We start from the raw sequence: 20,866 nt of genomic DNA on the forward strand, positions 1-20,866 counted from the left end.
CCTTCGACCGACGGAGTGACCTGGTCATGTTCGATGTCTTCCTGTACCCCGTTTCCGCCATTCTCTGGTTCTGGCACAAGGTTTTCGGCGCCGTTTCGAGTCCCGACTCCGGCGTGGCCTGGGTGCTGTCCATCGTGTTCCTCGTCTTCACCCTGCGCCTGCTGCTGGTCAAACCCGCCCTCGGCGCCTTGCGCGCGGGCCGTCGCATGCAGGCGCTCGCGCCGCGGATGCGGGAGATCAAGGAGAAATACGGCAAGGATCGCCAGCGGATGGCGAAGGAGATCCAGAAACTGCACGCCGAAACCGGCGCGAACCCGCTGGGCGGTTGTCTCCCGGCATTGATCCAGCTGCCGGTGTTCCTTTCCCTGTACTGGGTTCTGCGCGATTTCACGCCTGGCGCGCAGTCGAACCACGTGTTCGACGCCGCCGGGGTGCGGTCGTTCTTGAACGCCGACCTCTTCGGCGCGAAGCTGGGTAACTGGCTTTCGCAACCGGCGACGGAACTGGCCGCGTTCGGCACGGATCACGTCCACATGATCGCCGTCGGGGTGCCGCTGATGCTGGTCGCGAGCCTGGCCACGTTCTTCTCGATGCGCTCGGGACTCGCCCGGCAGACCGCGACCGCCCCCGAGACGGCGGGGATCACCAGGCTGATGATGTACCTGGCACCGGTCGGCATGCTGGTCTCGGGGTCGTTCTTCCCGGTGCCGATCGGCGTGCTGCTGTACTTCCTGGCCACCAACGTGTGGACGCTGGGACAGCAGCATTTCCTCACCAAGGTCGTCGACAGGGAGGAGGCTAGCCGCTGACGGCCGAGCGGCGGGCGGCCACCGAGTACCGAACCGCCTTCCGCAGTCCGGGCAGGGCGGTGTCGACATGCGCCGCCAGCGCCTTGACGGCTTTCCGGTTCGCGCGATTCTCCTTCGAGGTGAAGACCGTGCGGACGTCGCCCTCGTACGACAGCATGGCGAGGACCGCGTCCTCGATCGGGACGGTGCCGGGGTCTTCGCCGCTCAGCACCACGTTCCGGATCGGCTCGCGCAGCGCCCGCGCCCGGTGCGGTTCGGCCAGGGTGATGTCGCGAACCGGGAAGATGCCCATCGCCCGGCGCTTGTCGACCCTGATCGTCCCGGAAGCGGCGAGCTGATCGCGGACGATGTTCTCGGCCTTGTGCCAGTCGTGGTCGATGAGGGCGAACCAGCGGCGGGGCTTCTCTTCGCGAGCGTCTTCCAGCACTTTCGCAAGGAACGGGTCTCCCGGAGTGAGGCCCGCCGCTGCCGTGCGGGCGGCCTTCCCGTCGCGATCGGCGAGAAGACCCGCGATGACCAGCTCGGTCACCGCCGCCGCCCGCAGGAGCGTGCCTCGCACCGGGGCGCTGGTGGGGTCGAGCCGGTTCTTCTCGGTGTCGTAGCCGAGCAGGTACATCCGCTGGGGCAGTGACTCGGTCATTTCGCCCTCCGAAGGGCCAGACGTGAGCAAAGTATCAGGGCGGAGAACTGTTCGGTACCGGCGTGCCGGGCAAAGCCCGATGGGGAATCATCGCGCTCGCCCGGGAACTGTTCCCGGGCGGGTGGGTGTTCCCGGCGCCGTCCGGCGCCGGGAACGCGTTCGCAGGTGGCGCCCCGTGATCGACGCGGAGTCCTCGGCCAGTGCCGACGGCTTTCCCTCGAACACCACCGTCCCGCCGTCGGCTCCCGCGCCCGGCCCGATGTCGATGACGTGGTCGGCGTGCGCGATCACCCGCTGGTCGTGTTCGATCAGGACGAGCGTCGCACCGCCGTCGACGAGTTCGTCGCAGAGGGCCAGCAACCGGTCGACGTCGCTGCCGTGCAGCCCGGCGGTCGGTTCGTCGAGGACCAGGCGCAGTTCGTCCGCGGGGCCCGCGTCGGCGAGTCGGCGGGCGAGCAGCAGCCGTTGCCGTTCGCCGCCGGACAAGGTGTCGAGGCTCTGCCCGATGGTCAGGTAACCGAGCCCGACCCGGTCCAGCCAGCGCAACCTCTGAGCGATCGCGGGGTGTTCGCCGAAGAGCGCGGCGGCGTCCGCCGGGTTCATCGCCAGGACGTCGGCGATGGTCCGCCCGTTCAAGAGCGCGGCGAGCGCCTCCGGGTTGAACCGGGTGCCGCCGCAGGCGTCGCAGCCGGTCTGGACGTCGTCGAGGAACGCCAGGTCGGTGATGATGACACCCTTCCCCTTGCAGACCGGGCACGCGCCGCGGCCGTTGGCGCTGAACCACGACGGATGTTTTTTCGTTGCCTTCCCGAACGCCTCGCGGATGGGCTCGGCGACGCCCAGCACCGTGGCGGGGGTGGACCGGATGCCGCCGCGCAGCGGCGCCTGGTCGACGACGACGAAATCGGGATGCTGCCGGGGGAGTTCGCCCGTGATCAGGGTGCTCTTGCCGGAACCGGCGACACCCGAGACGACGGTCAGTACGCCGAGCGGAACGTCGACGGTGACGTCACGCAGGTTGTGACTGCGGGCGCCGGAGATCGTCACGGCCCCTCGCGCGGCGCGGGTCCGCTCCCGGAACCGAAGCGGGGTACCGAGAATCCGCCCCGTCTCGGTGCCTGCCGCGACGAGTTCGCCAGGGCTGCCTTCGAACTGGACCTGCCCACCGCCGTCACCGCCGCCGGGCCCGAGATCGATGACGTGATCCGCGGCCGCGATGACCGCGGGATGGTGCTCGACCACGAGGATCGTGTTGTGCGCGTCGCGGAGCTTGGCGAGCAGTTCGAGGAGGCGGTGCACGTCGTGCGGGTGCAGGCCGGTGCTGGGCTCGTCGAACACGTAGCAGACGTCGCTGAGCGCACTGCCGAGATGGCGGACGATCTTGACGCGCTGGGCTTCGCCGCCGGACAGCGTCCTCGACTCCCTGGACAGGCTGAGGTAGCCGAGCCCGACCGAGTCCAGCGCGTCGAGGCGTTCGCGGATCGCCTGCAGCAGCGGCGCCACCGACGGTTCGCACACTTTCGCGACGACGTCGCGCAATTCGCCGACCGGTAGCGCGGACCAGTCGGCGATGGAGCGTCCGTCGATCAGGCTGACGCGTGCCGCCTCGGACAGGCGGGTTCCCGCGCACTCCGGGCAGACGCCGCGGGTGACGACTCCGGCGAGTCCCTCCCGCTCCTCGGCAGTGAGCCGTGACGGCGTCTTGCGCAGGTAGGTGTCGCGCAGCCGCGGGACGACCCCGTCGAAGAGACCGTGCTTGGGGTAGTCGTCACCCGGATCGTCGAGGGGGAGCCCTTCGGCGTGCAGCAGGGTCTCGACCTTCGCCGGCGGCAACCGGTCCAACGGGACATCGGGGTCGACGAGTCCGGAGTGGACGAGCCGCTTCCACCGGTAGGTCCCCGGCGCGAACGTCGGGAAGCGCACGGCGCCGTCACGCAGGCTCCGCGAGCGGTCGAGCAGCCGATCGAGATCGATCTCGTCGACCGCTCCGAGCCCTTCGCAGCGCGGGCACATCCCGGCGGGATCGTTGAACGAGTAGGCGGGCGAGAATCCGGCGTTCGGTTCGCCGAGGCGCGAGAACAGCAGCCGCAGCAACGGCGCGATGTCGCTCGCCGTGCCCACGGTGGACCGGGCGTTGCCGGTGAACCGCCGCTGATCGACGATCGTCGTGAAGACCAGCCCGTCGATCCGGTCGACGTCGGCGGGTGGGTGCTGGGGCAGCCGGTTCCGCACGAAGGCGGGGTAGCTCCCGGTGGCCAGGCGTTCGGCCTCGGCCGCGATCGTGTCGAAGGCCAGCGACGACTTCCCGGATCCGGATACGCCGGTGAACACGGTCAGCCGGTGCTTCGGCACCCGCACCGAAACGTCGCGGAGGTTGTGCGTCCGGGCGCCTTCCACGGTGATCCACCGGCCACGGTCTGTTTGAACTTTCGCCATGAATCGAGGCTACGATGAGATGTGGCCGGTTTCCGGCCACAATTACGGGAGGCTATGTGACGGCACCACGGGAACGAATGCTGCGGCTGCTGTCGCTCCTGCAGTCCGGCCGGGCGTGGCCCGCCGCCGAACTCGCGACGGCCATGGAAGTCCCGCCGCGCACGCTTCGCCGGGACATCGACCACCTTCGCGGGCTGGGATATCCCGTGGAGAGCAGCCGCGGCCCGGGCGGCAACTACCGGCTCGTCGCGGGAACCGCGCTGCCGCCGCTGATGCTGGAACACGACGAGGCGATCGCCACCGTGCTCGGGCTGCGGCTCGCCGCCGCGGGCGGCACCGGCGTCGACCTGACCGCCGAATCGGCCGACCGTGCCGCCGCGAAACTCCGGCGCGTCCTGCCGGCGGCACTTCGCAGGCGGACCGACGAGATGCTCGCCGTGGTCGAGTTCGGGAGCGGTGAACAGCCGCGGGTCACCCAGGACGTCCTGAACGTCCTCGCCGCGGCGATCGCGGCTCGCCGATGCCTCGAGTTCGCGTACACGGCGAAGGACGGCCCGTCGTCACGGACGGTCGAGCCGATGCGCCTGGTCCAGCTCGGCAGGCGGTGGTACCTGTACGCGTGGGACCTCGGAAGGCAGGACTGGCGGAGCTTCCGCCTCGACCGGATCGCCGGGCCGAAGACGACGGAGGTGGCGTTCGAACCGCGGGAACTCCCGGTCGACGACGTCGCGGCTCACCTCCAGGAACGCTTCCACAGCCCGAAATCGCTGCGGATCACGCTGACCCTGGACGTCTGGGCGGACGAGGCCGCGGCCCGGCTGCACCGGATCGACGGGAGTTTCGAAGCCTTGGGCGACGACAGGTGCCGGTACGTCGCCCACGTCGACTCGTTCGAGTGGCTGGCCGTCGTTCTCTTGCTCACCGACATCGGGTTCACGGTGGAGGAACCGGCGGAATTCGGTGAGTACCTCGCGCGGACGGGGGAGCGGCTGATGCGGGGCGCCACCCGCCCCACGGGGTAGGGCCACGAACCTCTTGCAGGTGCACGGATGGCGCTTTCGCGTGATTGGATGGACGACACGCGTGTTTGGAGGGACGACACGCGTGATCCTGCGGACGACTCGTGGCGTAATCCCGGCCGCGGTCGTGTCGTCCATCCAGTCACGCGTGTCGTCCACCGGATCACGCGTGTCGTCCGATCAGGCACGTGGTATCGCCGCAATCTCAGGCCGTGCCGGGCTCACCCGCGCGATCATGTCGCGAAAGCCACTTTCGAGACGTCTGGTGTCCCGAAAGTGGCTTTCGCGACACCGCCTCCGGAAGCCAGTAGGTGCCTGAGACACCTTGGCTTAGAACCGTCCTTGCCACTCACGAGGGGTGAGGCCACTGCTGGCCGCGCGTCCACGAGTCCAGCACCATCAGCGTCTTCGTGCCCGTGACCTGGTGATGCCGCCGGATCTCGTCGATGGTGCGCTGCAGATGGCCCATGTCCCGCACCCGCAGCCAGACGAGCGCGTCGGGGTCGCCGGCGATGGTGAACACCGCCTGGGCCTCGGGCATCCGGGTGGTGGTGCGGACGATCTCGCCGACCTTGGTGGTCCCGGTGAATCGCAGTTCGGTGAACGCCTCGATACCCCAGCCGAGTTTGGCGTGGTCGATCTGGACGGTGTAGCCGACGATGACGCCGTTCTCCTGCATGCGGTCGATCCGGCGTTTGACGGCCGCGGTCGACAGCGTGACGCGGGCCCCGATGTCGCCCAGCGTGCGCCGGGCGTCCTCCCGCAGGAGTTCGAGAATCTCGCGATCGGTCTCGTCGATGAGCTGGTCCGCCATGAGCCAGGATGGTACGCAGACGCAACGGATATCGGCCAGCGGAGAAGATGGGCCGGATTTTTTGCGTGCCGGGGATCAATAGACTGCCGCCTGTTGCGGCGGCCCGCGAGGTCGGGTCTCCTGTCGTGACGTCGCGCGGGGGTGCCGAAGGAGGCAGGTCTGGTGGAGCAGTTCACGTTGGAGGACCGGTATCTGCGGGAGGACGGCACCGTGTACCTCAGCGGTGTCCAGGCCCTGGTCCGGATGCTGTTCGACCGGGTGCGGCATGACCGCGCCGCCGGGGCGTCGCCCGCCGTCTTCGTCTCCGGCTACGAGGGTTCCCCGCTCGCCGGATACGACCTCGAACTCGGCCGCCGGTCCGTCCTGCTCGAGAAGCACGACGTCGTGCACCGTCCCGGCCTGAACGAGGAGCTCGCCGCGACGGCGGTCATGGGCAGTCAGCTCACCTCGTCGGTCGGCTCGTCCCGCGGGGGCGTCACCGGATTCTGGTACGGCAAGGCACCCGGCCTGGACCGGGCGACGGACGCCCTGCGGCACGCCAACCTCGCGGGGACCGACCCGGCGGGCGGTGCGGTGGCGCTGGTCGGCGACGACCCGAACGCCAAATCCTCCTCGGTACCGTGCGCCTCCGAGCTCGCGCTGGCCGACCTCGCGATGCCGGTGTTCTTCCCGTCCGATTCCCAGGACGTGCTGGACTTCGGCCTGCACGCGGTCGAGCTGTCCAGGGCGAGCGGGCTGTGGTCGTCGATGAAACTCGTGGCGAACGTGGCCGACGCCGCGAGCACCGCCCACGTCCACCCGCGATGGACCGCGCCCGAACTCGCCCTGCCCGCGTATCGGCACAAGCCCACCTCCCGGCTGCTCGGCACCACGTTGATGGCGCTCGAACGCAGCCTGTACACCGAACGTCTGCCGCTGGCCGTGGAATACGTGCGCGCGAGCGGGGTCAACCGGATCGTCCAAGAAGGACCCTCCGACCGTATCGGCATCGTCACCGCCGGAAAGTCCTATTTGGACCTCATGCAGGCGCTGCGGCTGCTCGGTCTGGACGCCGAAGCGTTGTCCCGGCACGGCATCCGGATCCTCAAACTCGGCGTGATCCACCCGCTCGAACCGTCGATCGTCCGCCGGTTCGCCGGCGGACTGAGCGAGATCGTCGTGGTGGAGGAAAAGCGTTCCTTCGTCGAATCGGCGATCAAGGAGGTGCTGTACGGCACCGCCGGCACGCCCGCCGTGCACGGCAAGACCGGCCCGGACGGCCGCACCCTGTGCACCGAACTCGGCGAACTCGACCCGGACGCCATCGCCAGGGTGCTGGCCACCCGGCTGAGTGACCACCACGAGATCCCGTCGGTGACCGCGTGGCGGCAACGGCGCCGTCGTGAGCGCATCTCGGTGCCGTTGCTGACCAGGACGCCGTACTTCTGCTCCGGCTGCCCGCACAACTCGTCGACCAAGGTGCCCGAGGGAACCGTGGTGGGCGGCGGGATCGGCTGCCACGCCATGGCGTTGTTCATGGAACCGGAACAGGTCGGGGACGTGGTCGGCCTGACCCAGATGGGCGGCGAGGGCGCGCAGTGGCTCGGGATGGAGCCGTTCGTCGACGCCTCGCATTTCGTGCAGAACATCGGCGACGGCACGTTCACCCATTCCGGCAGCCTCGCGGTGCGGGCGGCGGTGGCCGCCGGGGTGAACATCACCTACAAGATCCTCTACAACGCGACGGTCGCGATGACCGGCGGCCAGGACGCCGTCGGCGGGCTCCCGGTGGACCGGCTGGCGTCGTTGCTGCTGGTCGAAGGCGTCGCGAAGGTGGTCATCACCAGTGACGAGCCGAAGCGGCTCCGCGGTGTCCGCATGCCCGACGGTGTCGAGGTCCGGCACCGCGACGAATTGCTGACCACACAAGAGGAACTGGCCCGCGTCCCCGGCGTCACGGTGCTCATCCACGACCAGGAATGCGCCGCCGAGAAACGCCGCAAACGCCGTCGCGGCAAACTGGACACCCCCGCCGCCAAGGTCGTGATCAACGAGCGGGTGTGCGAGGGCTGCGGCGACTGCGGCGAGAAGTCGAACTGCCTCTCGGTACAGCCGGTGAGCACCGAGTTCGGCCGCAAGACCGCGATCCACCAGTCGTCGTGCAACGTGGACTACTCGTGCCTGGCCGGGGACTGCCCGTCGTTCATGACGGTGGTGCCCACCGGGCGCAAACACCGGGCACGGCTCGCGGAGATCGCAGCGGCCGAACTGCCGGAGCCCGAGACCACCGGTACCGACTTCACCGTGCGGATCACCGGTGTCGGCGGGACCGGCGTGGTCACCGTCGCGCAGATCCTCGCCACGGCCGCCGTGATCGAGGGCAAGCAGGTGCGGACACTGGACCAGACCGGGCTCGCGCAGAAGGGCGGCGCCGTCGTCTCGGATCTGAAGATCACCGCCGAGCCGACGCCGCAGGCCCCGAAACTGGCGGCCGGGGAATGCGATCTGTACCTGGCCTGCGACGTCCTCGTCGGCGCGGACCCAGCGCATCTGACGGTGACGGACCCCGGCCGGACCACGGCCGTGGTCTCCACGACCGAGGTACCGACCGGCCGGATGGTCGTCGACACCACAGTTTCGTTCCCCGACGCGGCGGCGGTGCGGGGCGCGATCTCCGACAGCGCGGCGCGGACCGTGGCGCTCGACGCGCGGGCGCTGGCGGAAACCCTGTTCGACGACGACCAGTTCGCCAACATCCTCCAGCTCGGCGCCGCTCTCCAGACCGGCGCCATCCCGCTGGACGCGGCCAGTGTGGAGCGCGCGATCGAACTCAACGGCGTCGCCGTCGCGGGCAACCTCCAGGCCTTCCGGCGAGGCAGGCAGCTCGTCGCCGATCCCGACGGGCTCCAGGCCGCGATCACCCCGCCCGCCGTCGCCGCGACCCCCGCCCCGTCGGCCGCCACGCTGCGCGCCCGCGCGCTGGTCCACGCCGAGCCCGGGTCGGAACTCGCGCGGCTGCTGGACATCCGCGTGCCGGAGCTCGTCCGGTACCAGAACGTGCGGTATGCGCGGGAGTACGCCGAATTCGTCGAGCGGGTCCGTGTCTTGGAAGGGGATTCGACTGCGGTCACCGAGGCGGTGGCGCGAAACCTGCACAAACTGATGGCCTACAAGGACGAGTACGAGGTCGCGCGGCTCTCGCTCGATCCCGCCGTGCTCGCCGGGATCGAGGCGGAGTTCGGCGTCGGCAGCCACTATGCCTACCGGTTGCACCCGCCCGTGCTCCGCGCGCTGGGAATGAAGCGGAAGATCGCGGTGGGCCCGAAGTTCCGGCCGGTGTTCGTCGCACTGCGCGCCGCGCGGAAACTGCGCGGCACCCGCTGGGACCCGTTCGGCAAGGCACACGTCCGGAAGGTGGAGCGGGAACTCGTCGGGCAGTACCGGGAAACGATCCTCGCCGCTTTCGGCGCCGAGGGCGCGGACCGGGGCAGGCTCCTGGCGCTGGCCGAGCTGCCCGATCTGGTCCGCGGCTACGAGGACGTCAAACTGGCGAACGTCGAGGCTTACCGGCGGGAACAGTCCGCGCTCCTCGCCGAACTCACGCAGGGGGAACGGCTCGGCGCGAGCACCTGACGGCCGGAATCGGTCAGCCGAGGTGGACGACCGTGGTCCGTTCGCCGTCGGTCACGGCGAAGCGTCGCCGGATCTCGTCGACGGCCACGCGCGTGGGTCCCGAGAAGGACTCGCTCCACACGATCGGGCCTTCCGCGTGACCGGTCGGGAGGTCGGGCCATTCCGCCAGCAGGTCTCCGGTCGCTCCGTCGTAGAGACGCGGGTGGTCGTACAAGGCCAGGAAATCGCCGGCGAACGGAACGACGTCGCCGGCGGGCAGGTCCAGTCGACGGCGCCAGACGAACGACCGGGTGGTGGTCGACCACCGGGCCAGCATGGTGGGGGCGAGGTCGTCGGGTCCGTCCGGGTCGTTCTCCTCCGTGGACGTGCTGATCACGACGTCTTCGCCGACGAAACAAGCACCCGCGACCTCTGCCTGCACGAGACCGATCTGAGTGAAGACGTCGCCGACCGAATCGAGCGTGGTGGGTTCGGCCAGCGCCTTCTCCAGGTCGTAGACCGCCGCGGCGCACCAGGGATGCCAGACCCAGCCGGCACTGAGCAGGTACCTGCCGCTCGGCGAGACGGCCAGGCGCGAATGGAAGAAGTCGCTCGGCTCACGCACCGGGCCGTCGGTGAGTCGCTCGCCGGTCTCGGCGACGTCGATCTCGAGCCGGTTGTACTCGTCGGGGCAGTGGATCAACCCCGTCCGGCCGTCGGGAAGGGTGCACAACACCAGCGGGTAGCGGTAGGCCTCGGCCTGGTAGCCGCTGCGGGTGAGCTCGCGGATCGGACGGCCGTCCGCCGACAGCAGCAGCCCCGTCGTACCGGTATGGGCCATCAGCGCGACCAGCTCACCGCGGGGAGAGACCTCCACGGCGTCGAAGACTTCGCTGTACTGGCCGAACAACGTCGAATCCGGGGACACGTGGTGAAGTGTTTCCCCGATCCAGGCCAATGTCTTCGTGCCCGCGACGGCGGTGACCTCGCGCCGGATTTCCCGCATGGGAGGCACTCTGCCCGACTCCGGGCCGGGAGTCCGCCGAATATCCGCTGGACGGCAGGACCAGACTCGTTGTGGGGGCGGTCGACCGGATGCAGATCCTCGGACCGCGGTCGGCGAACCTCTCCGACCGCCGGAGCCTGACCGATCCCGACGTCGGCACGGTCTGCAAACGCCTCGGCTGGGTCCCGCCCTGGCGCGCCGAGTAGGCCGACCCGATCGCAGCCTTGTTGGCCAGTAACCACCATCGCCGAGGTGCGGTCGAGCGTTTTGGGGGCGCGGCTGACAGATTCGCGAACGGCGAATCGACCGCGTATGACAAAGACGGAGAATGGTCGCGCGGGCTCTGTGATTTTCCTTGCCTGGCGAGCCTTGCGGGTGTGTTAATTCCCTGTGGCATACCCGTAAATGTGCACACGCGCCCGCCGGGAAGAGCCCGCGAAAGCGGGCATTAATCATTTGTCCAGTGGTTTCGGCGGGCGTGGTCTATGTGTTGGAGAGGTACCTGTGAAACACAGAAGACGTAGTCGAAGACTGGCCACTGGGGGCATCGCCGTGGTGAGCACGGCGGCCTTGGTGGCACTGGGTCTCACGATAGGCTCGGGCACCAGTGCCGCGGCTCCGGGTGAGCTCACGCAGAATTACTCGTGTCCGTTCCCGTTGATCGGAAATCAGAACGTCTCGGTCACCATCAAGACCACGCAGCCTTCGACGATCGAGACCGGGAAACTGACTCCCGCCATCGAGATCACCGCCGTGTCCAACGCGGGCAAGACGGCGACGGAAGGTCTTCGGCTCGTCGGTGCCGAGTCCATCAAGGGCACCGCGAAGGCGACTTCGACCGTCACGATGCCCGGCAGCCAGGGCACGATGACGGTGAAGGTCGACTCCGACGTGCCGAACCAGCCGATCCCGCCCGCGGGCAACGACCTCGTCGTCAACGCCACGGGCAGCGCGCCCGCGCTGAGGTTTGACCAGCCGGGCACCGCGTCCCTCGCGGTGACCGGGCTCCAGCTGGTGATGACCCCGCTGAAGGCCGATGGCACGCCGACCGGTCTCGGCACCTTCACTTCGGACTGCACGCTGGCGGCCGGCGCCGAGACCGTCCTGCAGACCTACACGGTGACCGGCTCCCCGGTCACCCCGGAAGCCGTTGTCGGCACGGGGAACCACCCGCCGTTGCGGCAGGTCTACAGCTGCCCGTTCCCGTTGATCGGGAACCAGGACGTCACGGTCGACATCAACGCCACGCTGCCCGACACGATCCCGGTCGGCCAGTTCACGCCCAAGATCGACATCACGGCCGTCTCCAACGCGGGCAAGACCGCGACCGAAGGGCTCCGGCTCGTCGGTGCCGAGCAGATCAAGGGATCGGCGCTGGCCACCTCGCTGGTCTCCAGCCCGCAGGGACATCTCGCGGTCGGCGTGCCGACACCCGTCCCGCTGCAGCCGATCCCGCCGACGGGCAACGACCTGATCGTCAACGCGAGCGGCGCGGCGCCGTCGTTGCGCTTCGACAAGCCCGGGACGGCCACGCTTTCGGTGCACGATCTGGTGCTCACGATGACGCCGTTGACGGCTTCCGGCGCGGAGACCGGCCTCGGCACGTTCGTCGCGGACTGCACTCCCGCGAACGGGCAGGCCAACGTGCTGCACACCTTCACCGTCACCGCGGCCGCCGACACGACCCCACCCTCGGCTCCCGGTGCGGTGACGGTCGGTGAGGTCACCCAGAACAGTGTCGCGTTGTCCTGGGGCGCCGCCACCGACGAGGTCGGCGTGACCGGCTACGACGTCTACAACGGCGCCACGCTGGTGAAGACGGTGACCGGAACGTCGGCCACTGTGGACGGTCTCACCCCGGACACGGAGTACTCGTTCACGGTCAAGGCGAAGGACGCGGCGGGCAACGTCTCGCCCGCCACCGCGCCCGCCACCGCCCGGACCGCGAAGGCCCCGGACACACAGGCGCCGACGACACCCGCGAACGTGCACTCGACCGGAACCACCCAGACCAGCGTGACCCTGGCCTGGGACGCGTCGAGCGACAACGTCGGTGTCACCGGCTACGACGTCTTGCGGGGCACCGAGGTCGTCAAGTCGGTGGCGGAACCGCAGGCCACGATCGACGGTCTGACGGCCGATACCGAGTACACCTTCACGGTGGTCGCGAAGGACGCGGCGGGCAACGCTTCGGCGGCCAGCGCCGCGGTCACGGCCCGGACGCAGGCCGCGCCCGACACGCAGGCTCCCGGTGTGCCGGGCAACCTGCACTCGACCGGTACCTCGGCCACCAGCGTCGGCCTGGCGTGGGACGCGTCGAGTGACAACGTCGGTGCCACCGGCTACGACGTCTACAACGGTGCCACCCTCGTGAAGTCGGTGACGGAAACCAACGCCACCGTCGACGGCCTCGCCGCCGACACCGAGTACACCTTCACCGTCGTCGCCAAGGACGCGGCGGGCAACAGGTCGGAGCCCAGCGCGGCGGTGACCGCCCGGACCGCCACGGTCCCGGACACCGAAGCGCCCAGCGTTCCGGCCGGTCTGGCCACGACCGACGTCACCCAGTCCAGCGTCGCGCTGTCCTGGAACGCGTCAAGCGACAACGTGGGCGTCACCGGGTACGACGTCTACAACGGCTCCACGCTGGTGAAGTCGGTGACGGGGACTTCGGTCACTGTGGACGGTCTCGCGCCGGACACGGAGTACTCGTTCACCGTGGTCGCCAAGGACGCCGCGGGCAACGCTTCGGCGGCCAGTGCCGCGGTGACGACGCGGACGCAGACCGCTCCCGACACCCAGGCACCCGTCGCACCGGGCAACCCGCGCTCGACCGGGACCACGCAGACGAGCGTCAGCCTCGAATGGAACGCGGCGACGGACAACGTCGGTGTCACCGGCTATGACGTCTACAACGGCTCCACACTGGTGAAGTCGGTGACGGGGACTTCGGCCACTGTGGACGGTCTCTCGCCGGACACCGAGTACTCGTTCACGGTGGTCGCGAAGGACGCGGCGGGCAACCTCTCGACTCCGAGCGCCGCCATCACCGTCCGGACGCAGGCCTCGCCCGACGTGGTGGCTCCCAGCGTGCCGGGCAACCCGCGATCCACGGGGACCACGCAGACGAGCGTGAGCATCGAGTGGGATGCCGCGACGGACAACGTCGGTGTCTCCGGGTACGACGTCTACAACGGCGCCACCCTGGTGAAGTCGGTGACGGGGACTTCGGCCATTGTGGACGGTCTCTCGGCCGGCACGGAGTACACCTTCACCGTGGTCGCCAAGGACGCCGCGGGGAACAAGTCGGCCGCAAGCGCGCCGGTCACGGCGAAGACGCAGCCGAACACCTCCCCGGTCGTCAAGTACAGCTACGACCTGACCGGAAAGACGCAGCTGAAGAAGCTCGCGGGCCCGATCGACCTGCGTGGCGGCATCAACGCCGCGATCACCCTGGCGAACGGGACCTTCGACGCCGACCTGACGCTGAACCCGACGAGCGCGAACCTCACGCTCTGGGGTTTCGTCCCGGTCAAGGCGAAGATCGAGTTCGCTTCGGCGGGCAAGACCACGGGAACCCTGGCCAACGGCGTGCTCAAGTCGACCTCGCCGGTGACGGTCAAGCTGCCGCGGATCAGCGTCTTCGGCTTCCCGGTCTCGGCGAGCCCGACCTGCCAGACGAAGACACCGGCCCAGATCCCGCTGCAGTCGAAGGCGGGCTTCGACCCGCTGGCCGGTGGCAAGCTCACCGGCTCCTACACCCTGCCGCCGCTGCAGGGTTGCGGGTTCCTCAACGACATCGTCAGCGGTGTCGCCTCCGGCCCCGGTAACACGGTGGAGGTGAACCTGAAGCCGCGTCCGGTCGGCTGATCCCACGGAATCCCTGATCCGGCCCCGTCGCGTCCCGCGGCGGGGCCGGATCCATGACCGGACCACCGGCGCCAGTGGTCCGGGTTACTCCGATCGGCCCTGCCGGTGGAGACGGCCAGCGAATAAGTTGCCGCTAACAACAAATCCTGCCGTCGAAGAAGCCTGTGGGAAGGATCGACATGAAATCTCCGAAGCGGCGTCGCGCGATAGTCGCGCTGTTGACCGCTGGCGCGCTCCTGGCGTCCACGCCGGTGAGCGCCGCACCGCTGGCGGACGCGCCCGGCGCGCCGGGTACCGGTGCGGCCTGGACGACCGGGGGTAAAGAGGGTTTCGGCACCGCCACCAACGCGGCGTCGAAGGTCTGGTTCACCCTCGGCCAGGGCATCAACCACGAGATCTACTACCCGACCGTGGATGTCGCCAACGTCCAGGACCTGCAGTACGTGGTGTCCGACGGTGCCGGCTTCACGCAGCTGGAACGCGACCACACCACCAAGCAGCTGGTGCTCACCGATCCGCGTTCCCTGAGCTACCGGCAGATCAACACCGCCACCAACGGGCGGTACCGGATCACCAAGACCCACACCGCCGACCCGGCGCGGTCGACCGTGCTGATCCAGACCAGGTTCGAGGTGCTCAGCGGCGGTCCGCTGCAGCTGTACGCGCTGTACAACCCGTCGCTGAACAACAGCGGAATGGGGGACACCGGCGCCACCTCCGGCGGGCAGCTGGTCGCTTCGGACGGGCCGGTGTCCAGCGCCATGGCCGCCTCCACCGGTTTCGTCAAGGCGACCAGCGGCTACAGCGGGACCGCGAGCGACGGCTACGTCGACCTGAGCGGTGATCACGTTCTCGGCACGCAGTACGACTCGGCGTCGACGCCCGGGAACCTGGTGCAGCTGGGGCAGATCCCCGTGGGGACCGACACCACCTTCACCCTCGCGATCGGGTTCGGCGGTGATCGCGGCGCCGCGTCGGCGAACGCGTCGGCCTCGCTCGCGGGTGGCTTCGGGGCGGCGGACACCGCGTACCGGTCCGGCTGGAGCGGCTATCTCTCCTCGCTGGCAGCGGTGCCCCGGTCGATCACCGGCGCCGGCTTGACCACGCAGTACAACGTGGCGCTGATGACCCTCAAGGCCCACGAAGACAAGACCTATTCGGGTGCGAACGTCGCTTCGCTCACCAATCCGTGGGGTGAGGCGAAAGACGCGAACGGCACGGGGGACTGCGGGTATCACGCGGTCTGGTCTCGTGACCTCTACCAGGTCTCGACCGCGCAGATCGCGGCGGGAGACTCGGCGGCGGCCCACCGTTCGGTCGACTACCTGTTCACCGTCCAGCAGCGGCCCGACGGTTCGTTCCCGCAGAACACCCGGCTCGACGGCACCAACTGCTGGACCAGCCTGCAGATGGACGAGGTCGCCTTCCCGATCGTGCTCGCGTGGCAGCTGGGCCGGTCCGACGCGGGGATGTGGGCGAAGGTGAAGAAGTCCGCGGACTTCCTCGTCACGAACGGCCCCTCGACCCCGCAGGAACGCTGGGAGGAAAACGGCGGCTACTCGCCGTCCACCATCGCCGCGGAGATCGCCGGGCTGATCTGCGCCGCCGACATCGCCGAACGCAACGGCGACACGACGGCGGCCGCCCGGTACCGCGAAACCGCGGACCGGTGGCAGGCGCAGGTCAGCGCCTGGACGTTCACCACGTCCGGTCCGCTCGGCGACGGCCGGTACTTCCACCGCATCGACGGCAACGGCAATCCCAACGACGGCCAGAACGTGTTCCTGCAGAACGGCGGCGGGAACCACGACGAACGCGCCATCATCGACGCGGGCTTCCTGGACCTCGTCCGCCTCGGGGTGAAACCGCCTGCCGATCCGGACGTCGCCGCTTCACTGTCCGAAGTGGACTCCACGCTGAAGGTGAACACCCCCAACGGCCCGATGTGGTACCGGTACAACCACGACGGCTATGGCGAAACCGCTTCCGGCGGCCCGTACACCGGTGCCGGCGTCGGACGGCTGTGGCCGCTGCTCACCGGTGAGCGCGGGGAGTACGAGCTCGCCAACGGACGCCCGGCGACGACCCATCTGGCGGCCATGGCCGCCTCGGCGAATCCCGGTTTCCTGATCCCGGAACAGGTCTGGGACCGGCAAAGCGCCGGTGGCTTCACCTTCGGCGAAGGCACCGGATCGGCGACGCCGCTCGCCTGGTCGATGGCGCAGTTCGTGCGGCTGGCGCATTCGATCGACGCGGGTGCCCCGGTCGAGACGCCGTCGGTGGTCAAGCAGCGCTACAGCGCGGCGTGCTCCGCGGTTTCGGCGAAGTTCACGGTGAACGCCACGACTTCGTGGGGCCAGAACATCTTCGTCGTGGGCGACCGTCCCGAACTCGGAGCGTGGAACCCGGCGAACGCGGTTCCGATGTCGTCGGCGGGCTATCCCTTGTGGACGGCGAACGTCACGCTGCCGAAGGGAGCCGCCTTCCAGTACAAGTACATCCGCAAGGAGGGTGGCACCGTGACGTGGGAATCGGGCGCCAACCGGGCGGGCACCGCTTCGGGCGGCTGCACGATGGCGTTGAACGACACCTGGCGTCCCTGACCTTTACCGGTGTCGGTTGCTTGCCTGGGTACATGAAGGCCCCCTTCCTTGCGCCAGGCGCAAGGAAGGGGGCCTTCATGTACCTCCGTTGTCCCGCAGGCGGTGCCGTGCCAGCCCCAGTCCTCCGGAAACCGCGGCCCGTCGCGTGAAGGCCCCCTTCCCTCGGCTCAGCCGAGGGAAGGGGGCCTTCACGCGCAGCTGTTGTGATTGCTGATGCCCGTGGTGCAGACGTGGCGGTCACTGAGGTAAGGCCTTTCCCGAAACCGAGGCCGGATCAGTCCTCCGGCACCATCTTCCAGCAGTCCCCAGGCGACTTGATCTCTTCGTCGGCGGCCTGGGCCACCTGCTCGAAGTTCCGCACGAAGCTCCGGTAGATCCCGTCGTTGTCCAGGACCCGGATGACGTTTTCGTCGTTTTCGTGCAACGACGGGTTGTTGAAGTTATGGCTGCCGGTGAAGACGACCTTGGTACCCGGCTTCAGGTAGTCACCCTCGATCATCATGTTCTTCTCGTGGATGCCCGCCTCGTTGCCCTTCTTGAAACCACGAAGCCGCACGCGGTCCGGCTGGCCCTTCATGAGCGCTTCGCACGAGCCCGCCGTCATCCGCAAAGCCACGATGTCCACGGAGCAGCCCCGGGCGGCCAGGACCCGCAGCCGTTCGATGATCTTCATCCGGGTGAGTGACCACACCCCGATGCGGATCTTGGACTTCTCCGCCGAACACCCGACCTCCTTCAGGGTGTTTTCGACGGTGTCGTTCCCCGCGTCCTTGAGCCTCGGGTAGAAGTAGCTCTTGGTGTTCCCGGTGATCACGGGCGGGTTGGCTTCGTAGTAGCCGGGGTTCGCCGTGCCCCCGTCCGCGACCCTGCGGAGGTCGCCGAAGTAGTCGTTGTACCTGGCGAACAGGGCGGCGTTCCCGACGTCGGTGTAGTAGCTGTTCCAGCCGCCCTTGCCGCCCGTGGTGTTCTCGCTGAAGTTCGCCGACCCGGTCGCGACCACCGTCGACGCGTCGAGCGTCCGGTCGAACAGGAAGAACTTGTTGTGCATGGCGTTCCCGCCGTTGCACCCTCGGCCGTTCTCGCAGTTCTTCGCCCACGAGTTCTTGTCGCCGGCCTTCTCGAGCCGGTTCTTCAGGTCCTGGTAGTTCGGATGGTCCGTCGTCCGCCCGTCGACCAGGACCTGGACGTGCACCCCGCGCTCCGCGGCGTCCGCGAGTGCCTCCGTGATCGGCTTGTCCCGCAAGAGGAACTGCGCGGTCTTGATGGTCGAGTTCTCGGGTGCGCCACGGATCAGTTTTTCGAGGTATTCGACGATCTGGCCGCCGCCCGGTGTGTTGAAGTCCGCGCGCGTGGTCAGCCGCGGCGTCGCGGCTGCGGCCGGGACGCTGGTCGCCACTACCAGTAGCGCGGTTGCCAGTGCTCCTCGAAGCAAGGTCTTCCTGTGCGATTTCATTCCGATTCCTCCCCATGGCCGGATCTGCCGGCGGGTCCACGCTCTCCAGCGCGGGACGGCGTGGCAAGCGCAACCGCGCGGAATGGGACGCTGGGACGAAACCTCGCCTCTGACCTGCGGTTACGCCGGGCCGGGAGACGTGATCTCGCGAATTCGCGCGGTGAAAGGCCCGCGATGGGACACTGGTGTCCGTCCGGGACACGGCGCGGAGGGGGCGCAGGGGGATGGCGAGTGAGGCGGCTGCCACGCTGGCGGCACTTCTCACCGAGTACAAGGAGCGGAGCGGCCTGAGCTACGAACAGCTCGGGCGCAAGGTGCATTCGAGCCGGTCGACCGTGCACCGCTACTGCACCGGAAGGAACGTTCCCACCACGTTCGCGCCGATCGAGGCGATCGCGACGGTGTGCGGCGCGAGCCGCGAGGATCTCGCGAAGCTGTACCGGGTGTGGGAGCGCGCGGACCTGGGCGAAACCCTCGTCCCCGAACCGCTGGTCATCCCTGACAGCGACGCGGTGGAGCCCTCTCGCAGGCGGCCGCTGACGCATGTCGCGCTCGTCGTCGTCCTCGCGGCGGTCCTGCTCGCCGGAGGCGCCGTGGCGACCCCGCCGGACCGGCAGGCGCAGGTCACGGCACCCGCCGTCCAGGCGGCGATGTGGACGAACGCGCCACGCACGCTCGATCCGGAGTTCGTCGGGGTGACGACGAACTCCAACACCGGGCTGATGCCGACGTTCCGCGTCGGCTCCGTCCGGTTGTGGAACACACGCACCCGGTGGCAGAACCTGGAGCCCGCCCGCGGCCAGTACGACTGGAACACACTCGAACGGCTGGTGACCGGTGCCCGTGGTGCCGGTTTCCCGGTGGCCCTGACCTTCGGCGGCACCCCGTCGTGGGCGAGCCCGAACAGCCCGAAGTCCGTCTACACCGACGATTCCCGCACCGGCCCGCCCGACGACCTCGCCGACTGGGACCGGTTCGTGCGGGCCGTCGTCGAGCAGTATCGAGGCCGGATCGACGCCTATGAACTGTGGGACATGGCCAATCATCAGGACTTCTTCTCCGGTTCGATGGCCGGTCTGGTGGAGATGACGCGCCGGGCGAGCCAGGTGATCAAATCCGCCGACCCCGCCGCCACCGTGGTCTGCCCGTCCATGGGCGAGCTCTGGGATCCCATGGCGTTCGAGGGGTTCCGGCGGTTCGCAACGCTCGGCGGCTACGACCATTGCGACGCCGCCGCGATGAAACTGGCTCCCCGCAACGATTCCGACCCACCGGAGACGATGCTGCCGCTGGCACAGGAGATCGAAAAGGTCCTGCACGAAGCCGGCGCCGGCATCAGGTTGTGGAGCACCGGCTCGGCCTACGACGTGAACAGGCAGCGGCCCGTCGACGAGGATCGGGGTGCGCAGCACGCTGTCCGGTTCTTCCTTTCCGGCCTCTACGCGCAATACCGCCGCATGTACTTCTACAACTGGGGCAGCGCCAAGGTCCCCATCGTGCTGCAGCCCGCGGGCGGTCCGCACACGAAGGCGGCGCGACACGTGGAACGCCTGCACACCTGGCTGTCCGGCAGCCGGATCCATTCCTGCGGGCAAGGGCGCGCGGCCGGATTGCCGGATCACCTGTGGCAATGCCGCTTCGATCAGGGCGGCAAGGACTTCCTGATCTGGTGGACCATCGACCGGTCCGAGCGGATCCCGGCGGCTCGGGGCGCCACGTCGGCCGAAGACCTCGACGGGAGAAGCATGCCGGTGGAACCCGGTGCCGATGTCACCGTCACCGGCAGCCCGATCCTGCTGAAACTGGGCTGAGGCGTCAGCCGCCGTTCAAAGTGGACACGACCGCCGCCACGGTCACCGTGTTGAACACGAAGGCGATGACAGCGTGCGTCGTCACGGTCCTGCGCATCTCCCGGGAGACGACGTCCACGTCGGTCGTCCCGAAGGTCGTCATCACGGACACCGCGAAGTAGATGTAGTCGGACCACTCGGCGGATCCGTTGCCGGGGAACCGCAGGGCCTCGCCTTGCTCGACCACGTCGTCCGCGTGGTAGGCGATCGCGAACGAGACCAGGACACAGATCCACGCGACGACGACCAGCGCCACCGCGACGCCGACGCGCGCGCCCGCCGGCAGGCTCTCACCACCGAGGCCCGGCATCCACACCACCGCCACCGCCAGCGCGGCCGCCGCGATGGTGATCGACACTCCCGGCCCCGGCGCGGTCCCGAAGACGTATCGCTGGGCGAACGTGCCGCGGCTTTCCCGGCTCGCCCAGTCGTGGATCTGCTCCGAGGTCGCCACGCCGAACGCGGCCACCGTCACGACGAGGTAGCCGACGAGATACGCGAGAAGGACCAGAACGCTCGCGTCCACCATCGTGAACGACAGCACGTCTTCGCCCAGCACGGCCGCCGACGCGGCGACGACCAGCGCGAACGCGGCGCTCAAGCCGCTCCTGCGGCGCTCGGACAGCCAGGCCCGAGCCGTTTGGCGAGACAGCGTGATCTCCTTTCGCCGATGATCGGGCCAGTTTCGCACGCGGTACTCCGTTCCAGTGATGTGACATTTCGTGGCAACCTGTCAGACTTCGGGAGCGTCGAAGGAACACTTCCGGAGTACGAG

Annotated in this window: 12 protein-coding genes; 6 read left to right on the plus strand and 6 right to left on the minus strand. The window is 68.8% G+C overall.

The annotated features are described in order from the left end of the window. The first annotated feature begins 26 nt into the window (after positions 1-26). Positions 27-809, plus strand: coding sequence for a membrane protein insertase YidC (gene yidC, locus H4W30_RS06130; protein ID WP_192741883.1), 783 nt, complete (start codon positions 27-29; stop codon positions 807-809). Here the strand turns inward: yidC and H4W30_RS06135 are convergent. Both H4W30_RS06135 and H4W30_RS06140 read right to left on the minus strand, forming a co-directional pair. Further along, positions 799-1,449: a GOLPH3/VPS74 family protein gene (locus H4W30_RS06135; protein ID WP_192741884.1), complete on the minus strand. Its 651-nt coding sequence runs from the start codon at positions 1,447-1,449 to the stop codon at positions 799-801. The genes yidC and H4W30_RS06135 overlap by 11 nt on opposite strands. 87 nt (positions 1,450-1,536) lie before the next feature. Next, positions 1,537-3,885 (minus strand): excinuclease ABC subunit UvrA, encoded by a 2,349-nt coding sequence (locus tag H4W30_RS06140; RefSeq protein ID WP_225948787.1) that lies wholly within the window; start codon positions 3,883-3,885, stop codon positions 1,537-1,539. 56 nt (positions 3,886-3,941) lie between these two features. On the opposite strand from H4W30_RS06140, the gene H4W30_RS06145 reads away from it, so the two are divergent. After that, positions 3,942-4,907: a helix-turn-helix transcriptional regulator gene (locus H4W30_RS06145; protein ID WP_318780535.1), complete on the plus strand. Its 966-nt coding sequence runs from the start codon at positions 3,942-3,944 to the stop codon at positions 4,905-4,907. Positions 4,908-5,253: 346 nt separating this feature from the next. On the opposite strand, the gene H4W30_RS06150 is transcribed toward H4W30_RS06145, so the two are convergent. Then, the gene (locus H4W30_RS06150; protein WP_038512105.1) at positions 5,254-5,718 is read right to left on the minus strand and encodes an Lrp/AsnC family transcriptional regulator; all 465 of its coding nucleotides are present in this window, start codon (positions 5,716-5,718) and stop codon (positions 5,254-5,256) included. A 162-nt stretch (positions 5,719-5,880) separates the two neighbouring features. On the opposite strand from H4W30_RS06150, the gene H4W30_RS06155 reads away from it, so the two are divergent. Continuing rightward, the gene (locus H4W30_RS06155) at positions 5,881-9,330 is read left to right on the plus strand and encodes an indolepyruvate ferredoxin oxidoreductase family protein (protein ID WP_192741885.1); all 3,450 of its coding nucleotides are present in this window, start codon (positions 5,881-5,883) and stop codon (positions 9,328-9,330) included. 13 nt (positions 9,331-9,343) lie between these two features. Here H4W30_RS06155 and H4W30_RS06160 read toward each other — a convergent pair whose 3' ends face one another. Further along, the gene (locus tag H4W30_RS06160) at positions 9,344-10,315 is read right to left on the minus strand and encodes a hypothetical protein (protein WP_192741886.1); all 972 of its coding nucleotides are present in this window, start codon (positions 10,313-10,315) and stop codon (positions 9,344-9,346) included. 573 nt (positions 10,316-10,888) lie between these two features. Here H4W30_RS06160 and H4W30_RS06165 point away from each other — a divergent pair. Then, positions 10,889-14,185, plus strand: coding sequence for a fibronectin type III domain-containing protein (locus H4W30_RS06165; protein WP_192742454.1), 3,297 nt, complete (start codon positions 10,889-10,891; stop codon positions 14,183-14,185). 179 nt (positions 14,186-14,364) lie between these two features. Continuing rightward, positions 14,365-16,788 carry a glucan 1,4-alpha-glucosidase gene (locus H4W30_RS06170; protein ID WP_192741887.1) on the plus strand — a complete coding sequence of 808 codons (2,424 nt, stop codon included), beginning with the start codon at positions 14,365-14,367 and terminating at the stop codon, positions 16,786-16,788. Between the two features lie 274 nt (positions 16,789-17,062). Here H4W30_RS06170 and H4W30_RS06175 read toward each other — a convergent pair whose 3' ends face one another. Next, complete coding sequence (locus tag H4W30_RS06175; RefSeq protein ID WP_192741888.1) at positions 17,063-18,241, minus strand: phospholipase D-like domain-containing protein; 1,179 nt, start codon at positions 18,239-18,241, stop codon at positions 17,063-17,065. Between the two features lie 224 nt (positions 18,242-18,465). Between H4W30_RS06175 and H4W30_RS06180 the strand changes: the two genes are divergently transcribed. Then, on the plus strand, positions 18,466-20,052 hold the full coding sequence (locus H4W30_RS06180) for a helix-turn-helix domain-containing protein (RefSeq protein WP_192741889.1): 1,587 nt from the start codon (positions 18,466-18,468) through the stop codon (positions 20,050-20,052). 4 nt (positions 20,053-20,056) lie between these two features. Here H4W30_RS06180 and H4W30_RS06185 read toward each other — a convergent pair whose 3' ends face one another. Further along, positions 20,057-20,692: a DUF1345 domain-containing protein gene (locus H4W30_RS06185; RefSeq protein WP_192741890.1), complete on the minus strand. Its 636-nt coding sequence runs from the start codon at positions 20,690-20,692 to the stop codon at positions 20,057-20,059. Positions 20,693-20,866: the final 174 nt, after the last annotated feature.

It is taken from the genome of Amycolatopsis roodepoortensis (assembly GCF_014873915.1).
Lineage (GTDB): Bacteria > Actinomycetota > Actinomycetes > Mycobacteriales > Pseudonocardiaceae > Amycolatopsis > Amycolatopsis roodepoortensis.